General features: G+C 42.3%; 8 protein-coding genes. 6 read left to right on the forward strand and 2 right to left on the reverse strand.

Features of this window, described 5'->3' with window-relative positions; translation table 11 throughout:
- Positions 1-37: 37 nt before the first annotated feature.
- The gene (locus LJE72_RS05890; protein WP_229246693.1) at positions 38-493 is read right to left on the reverse strand and encodes a YbjN domain-containing protein; all 456 of its coding nucleotides are present in this window, start codon (positions 491-493) and stop codon (positions 38-40) included.
- A gap of 166 nt (positions 494-659) precedes the next feature.
- On the opposite strand from LJE72_RS05890, the gene LJE72_RS05895 reads away from it, so the two are divergent.
- From LJE72_RS05895 to LJE72_RS05920, 6 genes are all read left to right on the forward strand, one after another.
- A complete protein-coding gene (locus LJE72_RS05895) occupies positions 660-1,817 on the forward strand; it encodes a cache domain-containing protein (protein WP_229246694.1) in 1,158 nt (385 codons plus the stop codon).
- Positions 1,818-2,124: 307 nt separating this feature from the next.
- Positions 2,125-5,160 carry a formate dehydrogenase-N subunit alpha gene (fdnG, locus tag LJE72_RS05900; protein ID WP_229246695.1) on the forward strand — a complete coding sequence of 1,012 codons (3,036 nt, stop codon included), beginning with the start codon at positions 2,125-2,127 and terminating at the stop codon, positions 5,158-5,160.
- Positions 5,160-5,957, forward strand: a complete 798-nt coding sequence (locus tag LJE72_RS05905; RefSeq protein WP_229246696.1) for a 4Fe-4S dicluster domain-containing protein — start codon at positions 5,160-5,162, stop codon at positions 5,955-5,957. The genes fdnG and LJE72_RS05905 overlap by 1 nt, the downstream gene beginning before the upstream one ends.
- Entirely contained in the window at positions 5,957-6,673 is a 717-nt protein-coding gene (locus LJE72_RS05910) for a formate dehydrogenase subunit gamma (protein ID WP_229246697.1), read from the forward strand. The genes LJE72_RS05905 and LJE72_RS05910 overlap by 1 nt, the downstream gene beginning before the upstream one ends.
- Before the next feature lie 42 nt (positions 6,674-6,715).
- Positions 6,716-7,441 carry a formate dehydrogenase accessory protein FdhE domain-containing protein gene (locus LJE72_RS05915; protein ID WP_229246698.1) on the forward strand — a complete coding sequence of 242 codons (726 nt, stop codon included), beginning with the start codon at positions 6,716-6,718 and terminating at the stop codon, positions 7,439-7,441.
- A 451-nt stretch (positions 7,442-7,892) separates the two neighbouring features.
- Positions 7,893-9,479, forward strand: a complete 1,587-nt coding sequence (locus LJE72_RS05920) for a peptide chain release factor 3 (RefSeq protein WP_073032700.1) — start codon at positions 7,893-7,895, stop codon at positions 9,477-9,479.
- Here LJE72_RS05920 and LJE72_RS05925 read toward each other — a convergent pair.
- On the reverse strand, positions 9,476-10,663 hold the full coding sequence (locus LJE72_RS05925) for an N-acetylmuramoyl-L-alanine amidase (protein WP_229246699.1): 1,188 nt from the start codon (positions 10,661-10,663) through the stop codon (positions 9,476-9,478). The two genes, LJE72_RS05920 and LJE72_RS05925, sit on opposite strands and share 4 nt — an antisense overlap.
- Positions 10,664-11,449: the final 786 nt, after the last annotated feature.

Genomic DNA, 11,449 nt, shown 5'->3' on the forward strand with positions numbered 1-11,449 from the left:
CAAATAAAAGGAGCGGTATTTTTTGATACCACTCCTTTTATGTTTCATCAGAGCAAAAGGCGGCTGCCTCCTCTGCGCTGTAATCTCCATAGACGAGCTTCATTAGACCAGGGTAATATGTGTCAAACCCGAGGACTCCGTTCCAAACAATGTTAAGTACTTGGTCTTGCGAAGGGCGAGCGTCAGCCAGATCAAGAAATGTACGGTACCTTATCTCCCCGTTATCCATATCCATTTCAAAGTTACCATTGATCAGTTCGTAGTTAACACGACTCATGTAATCACAAACTTCAAGGCGTTTAGAGGAGGGGATTTTTTGATCAATATGAGTATTGCAGAGCAATGATTCTTGTTCTTCATCAACAAAAAGGAATGCGTGAAAATCAGTATTTATGCCGCTAATCTCAAGTTTGATGATTCCATTCTTGTTGTCAAAATCAAATTCCCAACCGTTTTGACTTAGAATTTCATAGAGTACTCGAAATAAGGACATAATTACCCTCCTAAATCTTCGCTTGTTTTTTAACAAATTCAACATTAAGATAGCAAATTCCTTCCAATTTTAGAATATAAATAAATAGTATAATAGAAGAAAGGTTTTTAATAGTTTGACAACGAATTAATCTTAAAGAAAATTTATCTCCGAGGGAGGAGTGCTATTGCGTTCACTAAAACATCAGATTCTTTTGCTAATGCTTGGTTCCTTAGTTGTCTTAGCATCAAGTTTAATCTTCGTTTTAGGGTGGCATTTTAAGCATGGTGCAGTTGATGCAGCAATTGTTAAAGCCAAAACGGATCTGGCAACGTGCATGGATATTATCGAATTTAGCACGCCAGGTCCTTGGCATGTAAAAGATGGTATGCTTTTCAAAGGGGAAATCCAAATCTCTCATAGATCTGAACTTGTTGACCATTTAGCAGAGCTGACGGGTGATACCGTGACTCTGTTTCTAGGTGATACCAGGGTTGCTACAACCGTAAGAAGTGTAAATGGTGAAAGAGCCGTCGGAACAAAGGTGTCGGATATAGTTGCCCAAACTGTCTTAAAAGATGGACAGGTTTACCTAGGTGAAGCGAATGTTGTCGGACAGCTTTATCAAACAGCTTATGAGCCTATCCGTGACAATAATGGAGATATTATTGGGATTTTTTATGTAGGGATATCTAGAAGTTACACTCAGGCCTTTATTGTTAATTCATTAATCCGAGTTGCATCGTTTGGCCTAGGCTTGACGGTGATCGTTGTTTTATTAACTTGGTTTTTTATTCAAAAAGTTGTTATCCGTCCAATACATGAAATCACCCTCGGAACTCGTGATGTGGCTACTGGACACTTGACTGAAAAAGTCGCTGTTTCTGGTCCTAAAGAGATTGGCGAACTGGCGGTTGCGTTCAATCAGATGGTTGAACGACTAGGTGATATAGCCGACGAAATGAGTAAAGTATCCATGAAAAAAGACTCCCAAGTAGAAAAGATTACTTTGGTGACTAATCAGACGGAAGAACCGGAAATTATCTTAGATGAGATTCACAAGCAAAATTTCTATATTGATCAACAAGGCTTGCCGAAAGGATTAAATCAACTCACTCTTAAGCAAATTGTTTCTTTTTTGAGCGAAACAAAAGACCCGGTTTCTGCTGAAAATGTTGCTGAAGGAGTAAATCTAACTAGGGTAACGGTTCGAAGATATCTTGATTTTCTTGAACAATATGGAGCTTTGACAACTGATTTAAAATACGGAACCGTAGGCAGACCTGTAAAACTGTATCATCCGGAGCTTAATCTAAGCATAAAAGATATTGAAAAAATTCATTGATGTCGATTGCTTTCCCCCTAAATAATTAGGGGGAATTTTTATTGCTCGGTTAATGGTATTAGTTTGTATTCTTTCTAAAAGCATAGGTTTAACTGAGGGACGCTTGCGGTTACCTGTTCGCAACCCGAGAGTCAGATAGACTATTCTTTATTTACAGAATTATTTCTTTATTTACATAATGATGACTATAGGCACAAAGGAATATAAGCTAAAGGAGATATAGAAATATCAGAACATTCTTCATTATCTTAATTATTTAATTATGGTCGAAAGCAGACAATATGAACATTTTAAGGGAGGAAAAGAGATGGATGTTTCTCGTCGTGGTTTCTTTAAACTGTCAGGGCTTTCCATCGCCGCTTTAGCTGCGGGCTTGGGATTTGATCCTGCCGTTGCGAAGGCAAAAGGGTACGCGTTGAAACTGGAAGGAACCAAAAAGATTCCGAGCATCTGCCACTTCTGTTCCGGTGGGTGTGGAATGTTACTGTATGTAAAAGAGGGCAAGCTAATTCACTTAGAGGGTGATCCAGATCATCCAACCAATGAAGGGACTCTTTGCCCAAAGGCAGCAAGTTTACTAAGTGTTGCTAATTCACCGGACCGGGTGACAAAACCAAGGCGTCGCGCTCCTGGGGCTGATAAGTGGGAAGATATTACTTGGGAAGAGGCACTGGACATCGTAGCGAAGAAGACAAAAGAAGTCAGGGACGCCAGTTGGCAAGCCGCCGATCAGATTGCCAATGCGAAAACCGGATTGCCAGAAAGCCTTGCAGTGAACCGTGTAGAAGGAATCGCCTTCCTTGGTTCTGCTGAAGTGGACAATGAAGAGTCGTATCTTATTAAGAAGTTTTGCCAGCTGATCGGAACTCCTTACAATGAACACCAAGCCCGGATATGACACGCTCCCACGGTGGCAAGTTTGTCACCTTCATTTGGTCGCGGTGCGATGACAAATTCCTGGTCGGATTTAAAAAATGCCGAAGTTTTTTTAATTGCCGGAAGTAACTGTGCAGAAAACCATCCGATTGCAATGAAGTGGATTAATCGAGCAAAAGAGAACGGTGCAAAAATAATTGTTGTCGATCCACGATTTACGCGTACAGCCTCTAAGGCAGACATCTTCGCCCAAATCCGTCCGGGAACGGATATAGCTTATCTAGGCGCTATTATTAATTATATTATTGAACAAAAATTGTACGATCAGAAATATGTTTTAAATTATACTAACGCTCTCCTTAAGGTCAGTAAAGATTACAAATCAGAAGCGGGACTCTTCTCAGGTTATGATGCCAAAACGAGGAAATATGGCACAGCAAGCTGGGGTTACCAACTTGGGCCAGATCAAAAACCTCTGAAAGCTGAAAGTATTGAGGACCCTGATAGTGTGTTTTCAAAGCTCAAATCTCACTATTCAAGATATACGTTTGACACAGCTGAAAAAATCTCAGGCATTCCTGCGGCAAAAATTAAGGAAATCGCGGAGGTCTTCTGTAAGGGGAAACCGGCAAGTATCCTTTATGCACTGGGAATGACTCAACATACCACAGGAGTTCAAGGAATTCGTGCCTATGCCATCATTCAATTACTGTTGGGAAACATCGGAAAAGCCGGAGGCGGCATCAATGCTCTGCGTGGAGAACCAAATGTCCAAGGTTCAACAGATATGGCCAATCTTGTCAGTAACTTGCCGGGCTATTTACCGCACCCAATCAATACGGATAAGACTTTACGTGATTATCTGGTACGCAATGGGTCATTTTTTGAAAAACATATTGTTGCTCAACTTAAGGCTTGGTTTGGTGAAAACGCCACTAAAGATAATGACTATGGATTCAGCTACTTACCGAAGACCAATCCCGCTGTGAATGCGACGATGGTAAAACTCTTTGAAATGATGAATAAAGGCCAGTTTAAGCTCCTCTTTAACGTCGGTTCTAACTCTCTGGTTTCTATTCCGGATCGGCAACTGGTACGATCAGCCTTAACCAAACTTGATATGTTAGTCGTATCAGACCTTTTCGAGATTGAAACTGCCCAGTTTTGGCGTGAGCCAGGGGTGAATCCCGCAGATATTAAGACAGAAGTCATCATGTTTCCTGCAGCCTTCGTCTATGAAAAGGCAGGTAGTATGTCAAACTCCTCGCGCTGGATTCAGTGGAAAGACGCTGCCCTTGAGCCACTGGGGGAATCGTTACCGGACCTCGATATGCTGGATCACCTTTTTAAGAAAATTCGCAAATTATATGCGGGGAGCACAGATGTTAAGGATGCCCCGATCTTAAAGGCCCGTTGGGACTATGGTGAGCATACAAGCGCTTTGAAAGTACTTCAAGAGCTAAGTGGGTATGACGAAACCACCGGTAAGCTACTTCCGACTATAGGGGATTATCTTAAAGCACCGATTGGTACAGCTTCTACAGGATGTTGGATATATGCCGGTGTTACAGGGAACGGGAACTTGGCGGCACGTCGCAACAATGCCGACCCCTCAGGACTGGGATTGTTTAAAGACTGGAGCTTTGCTTGGCCTGGAAATGTTCGGATCCTTTATAACCGTGCTTCCTGTGACGAATTAGGTCAGCCGGTTGACGCTAAACGCAAACTTATTTGGTGGGATGAGGCAGCTAAGGTGTGGGCAGGAAATGATGGCGGGGACCTTGTCGATAAGACCAAGGGACCGGATACACCCGAAGGAAAGCTAAGTTTCCGTATGAACCCTGAGGGAGTAGGCCGCCTGTTTGCCGCTACTTACATGAGTGGATTGCCTGCAGAAGCCCCCGTAGATGGACTTCCGGCCATCGGAATTCGTCCGGCAGGGCTTTGTGTTGATGGACCGCTTCCGGAATTTTACGAACCAACGGAAAGCCCAACGACAAATATCTTGCATCCCGAGGTTTCAATCAGTCCATGTGCCTTGGTTGTATCGACTCAGATCGGCAAGTCAGATAAGTTTCCACATGTGCTAACCACTTATGGGGTGGTCGAGCATTTCTGTGCAGGGGGAATTACGCGTAATATTCCGTGGCTGAATGAAATTATGCCGGAGCCCTTTGCAGAGATCAGTAAAAACCTAGCGGCAAAGATTAAGGTTGTTGAAGGGGATATGGTCGAGGTTTCTTCTGCTCGCGGCAAAATCACAGTAAGAGCTTTAGTAACGGATCGACTGCAATCCTACAAAGTCAACGGAAAAGACACTGAAACCATCGGTATGCCCTGGAGCTGGGGCTTTGCAAGCTTAAGCCCAGGACCGAGTACTAATGAAATAACCATTGCTGCATTGGATCCTGGAGCCGGTACTCCAGAGTATAAAGTTTGCCTAGTCGATATAAGGAGGGCAAATTGATGGCGAGGAAAACGGTTTTAATTGACACTTCATTGTGTACGGGATGTAAAGCGTGCTCTGTGGCCTGTAAGGCCTGGAATGAGCTTCCAGCGGAGAAAACTCAATTGCTGACGAGCTATCAGACTCAGAGTGCTTTTACCACGAAGACTTGGACGTATATGACCTTCGTCGAGAAATATGAAGATCAAAAAATGAATTGGTTAATGCGCAAGGCGCAATGTTTTCACTGTGCTGATCCTGCTTGCATGAAGGCTTGTTCTTCGAATGCAATTACGAAGACTGAGTCTGGGTACGTTGTGATCGATCAAGAGAAGTGCATTGGTTGTGGGTATTGTGTTGAAAACTGTCCATTTGGGGTTCCTAAGGTTGACCTAATCAAGAAAAAATCTTATAAATGTACCGGGTGTATTGATCGGGTCGAAAATAATTTACTGCCGGCTTGTGTTCATACCTGTCAACCGGGTGCTTTAAGCTTTGGAGAACGGGATGCGATGCTGGCTCAAGCAAAGAAACGTCTTGTTGAGGTTCAAAAGACACATCCCAAGGCACAACTGTACGGAGAAAATGAAATGGGTGGCATGACCTATCTGTATCTGTTGCTAGACAGTCCTGAAATATACGATCTCCCAGTTAAGCCTACGGTTCCGCTCTCTCTGACTCTCTGGAAAGATGTGATCAGGCCAGTTGGCACTGTGGCCGTGGGTGGTGCCGCGGCGGCTGTTGTTCTTGGGGTTTTTGCAAATCTTTTTAGGGGTAATTACGGTAATTCTGATAATAAAGAAGGAGGGAGAGACTAATGGCACTTAAGATGGAAACAAGAAATCAAATGCCCAAGAGAATTATTGAAGACAAAGTTTTGCGTTTTAGTGCGGGAGAACGCCTTAGTCATTGGGTTCATGCGATTTCCTTCTTTGTTTTGCTCTTTACTGGGCTAGGAGTTCTCAGCACCTCATTTCAACCGGCAATGGCCATTTTTGGAGGGATACAGGTTGCTCAGTTGATTCACCGTATTGCTGCAGTCTTTTTTGTTGTCGTAGTAGGGTTAATGTTCTTTGTTGGAAATCCGAGATATCATTGGAGATGGTTAAAATTTGTCTTTAGTTTTAAAAAATCAGATTGGCAACACGTCTGTGCCTTTCCTAAAGAATTCTTCGGTGGACATGGCAACTATCCAGAACAAGAGAAATATAACGGAGGAGAGAAAATTAACTCGTTGATCACAATTTTCGGCACTGTTTTCATTACTCTTAGCGGCGTAGTGATGTGGTTTTCCTCCTCGTTCCCCCCTGCTCTGGTACGTTGGGCTTATCCAGTTCACGACCTCTCTATGTTTATTATGACGGCTGCTGCCATCGGGCATATCTATTTAGGACTTTTACACCCAGACTCGAGAGCGGCTATGTCCGGCATGATCAACGGTTATGTATCGACTAAGTTTGCACGTGCTCATCACCGTGAATGGTATGAACGATTAAAGAAAGAACAGTCAATGAATGAGCAGAAGAATGTATGAGGAGAGAGATCCCCACATACACAACTAGAAGCATAAATTGAAATGATTGGAGTAATTATGATGGACAACGCCTTTCAAACCTATTGCCTCCTTAAGGAGGAAGTTAAACGTTGGCAGGATGAGCGAGGTTCTTTTTGGATCAATAGGCTGAGTCCAGCCAAGGTACCTCCCTACTATCCTATTAAGGAGTTGCCAGAAAAGGCGGTTCTGGAACTTTGTCAAAGGTTGAATAGAGTCAGCAATATATTAATATCCGAATCACTGTTACGGGATGCCTGGAACAAATTCATGGCCCTTAAACCTGTGAAGAACAATGAACTGTTAAGCCGATTACAGATTGCCCTTTGTGGCGTTGCGCAACTGTATCGAAACACAATAGTCGATGTCGAAAATAGTTCAAAAGCATCCACTCAGAGTATGGTGTGCCCCATCTGTGGTGAGTTGGCAGGGGTATCGATTTTATCTCCGCCAAATGGGAATCGATACGTACACTGTTCCCTATGCGGGCATGAATGGCCAGCTAAGCGCGTTGGGTGCATTCGTTGCGGAAGTGAAGAAGCTTCAATGCTAACCTATCTGCACTCGGAGGAGTTTCCGGGGGTTGAGATGATCGTCTGTCAAGATTGTTGGCAGTTTTCTAAGGAAGTTGACTTACGTGTGTTAAGTACAAGGGATATCGATTGGGAAACTATTAGAACTCTATCTTTAGATTATGCAGCAGAAAAATGGCTTTCTGAGCATGCCCGATTATTAGAAGGAGTTCACTGATCTAGGACCTCATATCTGTTTTCTTGACTTTCTCAAAAATGGTTTTATACCAATGCCCTGAATATTACTAAGAGCCCACCTAAGTGTTAGAATTGGCTTCTAAACAATGGGTGGGCATTTTTTATACTTACTGAAGTATAAACTTGCGTTAGTTATACTTTCTATGCATAAGTGCAACTAGGGATGATGCTGTCTTTAGTCCCTTCTGGCTGTCCATTCTACAGGGACACTTTGCATTCATGACCGGTGCCTGTGGCTTGGTATCAGCTAAGTTTTTTTAATGTTATTACTCTTTTATGAAGACAATTTCACAGGATTTCACAGATCAGTATTAAACGATAAGGAAATAATTGAGGATGTACATAATATCGTGTATAATTAACACTTATTGAAAACTATTTAAAAATTTGAATAGAATGTATGACAAAGTTGAGTTAAGGAGTTAAAAACATTGAACCAAACGGATCTAAAATCAGAAATTTCTTCCCGTAAAACCTTTGCGATTATTTCTCATCCAGATGCAGGGAAAACAACCTTAACTGAAAAGTTGCTCCTTTTTGGAGGGGCGATTCGCGAAGCAGGCTCGGTCAAAGCCAGAAAAGCGGAACGATATGCTACTTCGGACTGGATGGATCTTGAGCGGCAGCGGGGGATTTCCATTACGTCTAGTGCCCTTCAATTTAAGTATCAAGGATACGTCATTAACATTCTAGACACTCCCGGGCACCAAGATTTCAGTGAAGATACCTATCGAACCCTGACAGCAGCCGATAGCGCCGTAATGCTGATTGACGCAGCCAAAGGGGTTGAAACTCAGACCAAGAAGCTCTTTCAGGTCTGTCGAAAACGGGGTATACCAATTTTTACCTTTATTAATAAGTTTGATCGCAATGCTAAGGATCCTTTAGATCTGATGGACGAAGTAGAAAAAGTACTGGGGGTTGAATCCTATGCCATGAATTGGCCAATTGGTATGGGTCAAGATTTTAAGGGGATCTATGACCGTCAGACTGGGCAGGTTGAACGCTTTATGGAAGGAAGCGCAAGATCCAGTGGAAAACCGCCTGTTTCAGGTGCGCTCAGTGATCCATTGGTACAGGAAGGCATCGGGGACATCCTGGTTAACCAGCTGAAAGAAGAAATTGATCTTCTAGACTTGGCCGGAAATACCTTCTCGCAGGAACGAGTGGATCGTGGGGAAGTGACGCCAGTATTTTTTGGAAGCGCACTCAATAACTTTGGTGTGCCAAACTTTCTGCAATATTTCCTGGAACTAGCCCCTGCGCCTCAAGCAAGAAGCACAAATATTGGAGATCTGGATCCTGAAACTCCAAGCTTTTCAGGATATATCTTTAAAATTCAAGCAAATATGAATGCCCAGCACAGAGACCGAATTGCTTTCATCCGCATTTGTACAGGCCGCTATGAACGGGGTATGAATGTGATTCACACGCGTTCTCATCGTCGTCTCCGACTGGCACAGCCTCAACAGTTGTTCGCTCAGGAACGAACAATTCTCGATGAAGCGTTTGCTGGCGATATTATTGGAGTGCACGACAGCGGACTTTTGAGAATTGGAGATGTTCTTACCGAAAAGGATGGATTACAATTTGAAGCCATGCCATTTTTTAGTCCTGAAAACTTTGCCCGCATCAATATTGCGAATGCCTTGAAGCGCAAACAATTCATTAAAGGAATTCAGGAACTTCAAGAAGAGGGAGCAATCCACGTTTTTCGTGATCTCCATGTAGGTGTTGAGGCTCCTATCATTGGTGTTGTCGGTCAATTGCAGTTTGAGGTTTTAGAGTACAGATTACGTGAGGAATATGGAGTACATGTCAGTATTCAACACCTGCCCTTTGAAATCGTACGGTGGGTTGAAAAGGACGAAAAGACCATTAAGCTTCTTACTGAGTCAAGTATGAGTACGGTAGTGATCGATAAAGATGAAAATTATGCGGTATTGTTACTAGACGAATGGAAAGCAAATTGGTTAAGCGATCGTTATGAAATTAAATTTCACATGCAACCGCTTTAAACACCAAGTTGAGTGCTAAATGTCCGATCTAAGAGGATGTGTCCACCAATGGAGTCTCCAAATTCACCATTAACGAGAATACGGACACTGGTAATCCCAGGAATTTGCGTCATTGACCAAATGATTGATTTAATAGCCATGTCTTCTCCTGAAGCCCCACCAGGAAAATCATCTCGGATATCCTTGCTAAAGTCGATAGTGGCTAGGCCATTTTGAGTAGTCACGGAAAGTAATTTAGTGGTTGGAGCTATGGTAGGTGTTAGTTTACTCGACCGAGGGCCTTGAATGAGTTCGCTCATGACAAGGCTTGCTTTTTGCGAAAGGTTAAGTTTTGTCCAGACCGATTGGTTTATTTGACGATCTTCAGGAACAAGACTATCCAGGTTTTCATTTGAAAAGTAGAGCTTATAGGTATTTTCGCTCATAGTGGGAGGTCCCTCTTGTCCGGCAGTTGGTGAATTGTCTTGTACCCCTTGCGGAAACTCTTGGAAGTAATGTTCAACTCCGGTACCTATGGCATCGGCCACTAAGTTGCGGTAATCCTCTGATAGCAGTAGTTTTCTTTCCCGAGGGTTCGAAATGAAACCTACTTCTACAATCACAGAGGGCATTTCGGCCTGATTAATTATGTAATAATCCCCTGCTTTGGCTATACGCTTATTATCAGGTTGAACCTGTGTAAGTTCTTCATGGATGATTTCTGCCAGTGCTTTTCCAGCTGATGATTTTAGGTGGTAATAGGTTTCCATCCCGTAAGAATTACGTTGGGGAAAGCTGTTGGCGTGAACGCTAATAAAGAGATCAGCATTGTTTTCGGTGGCGATTTTAATTCTAGTGTTTAACTCTGCTCGTTTAGCCATGCGCCCTTTGACAAACCCTGGCAGAAAAAAATCTCTATCTACTTCGCGGGTTAGAATAACTTTACATCCTTTGGACTCTAGGACCTTTCCCAGGCGTAAAGAAATATCTAAATTTATGTCTTTTTCCTTGAGCCCTGAATTTTGTGCCCCAGGGTCAGCCCCTCCATGTCCCGGATCAATGACAATAACCTTGTCTTTTAGACTTGAAGAAAATGCCGATGTTAATTTTAATGAGCCAGCCCCAATAAATAGAATGAGCAAGCTTATGATGCCAGCCAAAATCCAGGGCTTACAAATAATCAGTATAATTGGACGAATGGACATTCTGTAGCACACTCCTCTCATAAGAGTCATCCCATAATGTATATTGTAAGAATGTGTTTCGTAAACATAATTTGAGAAAAGATTTGTGCGTATACGTATCTTCTATTAAGGAAGGAGGCAGAGGATGGCTTGAGTATGATTTTAATGACGGTGATATTATTAAATATCCCATTTGGCTATTGGAGAGAAAATGTCAAAAAATTTTCTGTTCAGTGGTTTTTATCCGTTCATTTACCAGTTCCAGTTATTATGTTTTTGCGTATGCAGATGGGTCTTGGATGGGAATTATCGACGTATCTTATGTTAGCAGGAGCATATTTCACTGGGCAATACTTAGGAACCATGTGGCAACGACGTTGGAAAAAATCGATACGTTGTCTAGTGCTTGATATAGTACGGAGTCGATGGATTATTATAATCTTTCGAAGATACTTGTAACACTCCGGTTTAAAAATACATATTGTAATGATGTGGCTGGGATACATTTACTTAAATAAATATCTAAAAAAAGCATAAGTAAGCATAAAATTTTAAAAAAATGAAATACTAGTTGACATCATATTGCTATAATGGTATTATAACCGAGCGCCACAAAGACGCACTGCGATTGACAGTAAGGGGTTATATTTTAGCTCTTCAATCAAAAAACACTTAGTAAATTAGCTATTGACAACGAGAGTTGAAAATACTAAGATAAACTCCGGCCTAAACAGCCAGAGAAAATATCCTGATCTTTGAAAACTAAACAACAAGGACAGCCAATGAGAGAAACTCGAAAGAGTTTCA

It is taken from the genome of Desulfosporosinus shakirovi, from assembly GCF_020595055.1.
Lineage (GTDB): Bacteria > Bacillota > Desulfitobacteriia > Desulfitobacteriales > Desulfitobacteriaceae > Desulfosporosinus > Desulfosporosinus shakirovi.

Bases quoted from the DNA above. Each gene is read 5' to 3' on its own strand.
- LJE72_RS05910 (WP_229246697.1), top strand. From the start codon at position 5,957: ATGGCACTTAAGATGGAAACAAGAAATCAAATGCCCAAGAGAATTATT.
- LJE72_RS05890 (WP_229246693.1), bottom strand. From the start codon at position 493: ATGTCCTTATTTCGAGTACTCTATGAAATTCTAAGTCAAAACGGTTGG.
- LJE72_RS05915 (WP_229246698.1), top strand. From the start codon at position 6,716: ATGATTGGAGTAATTATGATGGACAACGCCTTTCAAACCTATTGCCTC.
- LJE72_RS05905 (WP_229246696.1), top strand. From the start codon at position 5,160: ATGGCGAGGAAAACGGTTTTAATTGACACTTCATTGTGTACGGGATGT.
- LJE72_RS05925 (WP_229246699.1), bottom strand. From the start codon at position 10,663: ATGTCCATTCGTCCAATTATACTGATTATTTGTAAGCCCTGGATTTTG.